At 55.2% G+C, this 1,353-nt stretch carries 1 protein-coding gene; it reads right to left on the bottom strand.

Translation table 11 applies throughout. The features are described from left to right. Positions 1 to 242: 242 nt before the first annotated feature. Positions 243 to 1,265, bottom strand: a complete 1,023-nt coding sequence (locus tag ACGYLQ_RS20820) for an IS110 family transposase (RefSeq protein WP_394444682.1) — start codon at positions 1,263 to 1,265, stop codon at positions 243 to 245. Positions 1,266 to 1,353 lie beyond the last annotated feature (88 nt).

Raw genomic sequence — 1,353 nt, 5'->3', positions numbered from 1 at the left:
TGTGTGGATGGCTCCTGCATAGCAAGACATTTTTGATCTGATTTGTGCATTTGTCAGAAGCAGTCATGTGTCCGGCCTGTTTGCGCGGTTTTGACCGCTGGCCCTGATGGGTTCCGCAAACCAAGTTCCTATCAGCTTTACGGGCTATTATGCCCGCGCCATTCGGCGGAGTGTCTTGGCTTTGGCGGCAGACTTATGCACCATCATCTCGCGGGTCTTGCTAACTCGTTGTTCCTTTCGTCTCAGGCTACAGTGCGTGGGCTGTAGGGTTCGTTGCGGGTAAGCACTGCCCAGACGATCCGGGCGGTCTTGTTGGCCATGGCGACGGTTGCGACACGCGCCGGTTTGCGGTCAAGCAACGATGTAAGCCATTTGCTGGCTCGCTCGGGATGGGATCGTGTTTGTCGAACGAGTGATGTCATACCAACGACAAGCAATGATCGCAGATACTGGTCACCCATCTTGGTGATCCGCCCCAGCTTCTCTTTACCGCCGCTGGATTTGTTGGCAGGCGTTAAACCCAGCCATGCTGCGAACTCCCGGCCGTTTTTGAATTGGTGACCATCTCCAATGCTGGCGATGATCGCAGAAGCCGTCACCGCGCCGACGCCGGGTATAGTGCGCAGCAAACGGACACGCGCATCTTCTTTGGCCACTTGTTTGAGGCGCTCTTCATACCATCGGACCTGCTTATGTAGAGCCATGAGCTGTTCTGACAGGTTGCGGATCACCTCGTTGGCGATGTCTGGCAAGTCGAGCACTTCACCAAGAGTGATGTCCTCAGCAAATCCAATCACACGGGCCAGCCCTTTAGGAATGAAGATGCCGAACTCCGCGACCAGACCACGCAGATTGTTGATGAGTTGCGTTCTTTGGCGCACCAAAAGGTCACGCGCCCGATGTAGCGACAACAGGGATTGCTGCTCGACTGTTTTGGTCGCAACAAACCGCATGGTGGGTCGGGTCACTGCCTCGCAAATTGCTTCGGCGTCAATGGCATCAGACTTACCGCGTTTGACATATGGCTTCACATACATCGGCGGAATCAGCCGAACCTCGTGACCAAGAGCTGTCAGTTCACGGGCCCAATGATGCGCACTGCTGCACGACTCCATGCCAATCAGGCACGGATCCAGTTTTGCAAAGAACGGCAGAAATTGCGTTCGTCGCAGCGGCTTGTTGAACACGACTTCTTCGCTCGCGGTGATCCCATGGACCTGGAAAACGTTCTTGGCCAGATCAACGCCGATTGTGGTAACTTGCATGGGGTGGCTCCTCTCATAAGCAGATTTTGACAACTGCACTATGGCGCATTGCGACGCCGGTTGACGCAGGAGCCATCCACCCCATCAG

Source organism: Sulfitobacter sp. 1A12779, assembly GCF_043557315.1.
Lineage (GTDB): Bacteria > Pseudomonadota > Alphaproteobacteria > Rhodobacterales > Rhodobacteraceae > Sulfitobacter > Sulfitobacter faviae.
Note: the sequence above shows the minus strand (reverse complement) of the source record. Positions and strands in the feature narration are given on the sequence as shown.

Coding starts and splice junctions, on each gene's coding strand:
- ACGYLQ_RS20820 (WP_394444682.1), bottom strand. CDS start 1,265: ATGCAAGTTACCACAATCGGCGTTGATCTGGCCAAGAACGTTTTCCAG.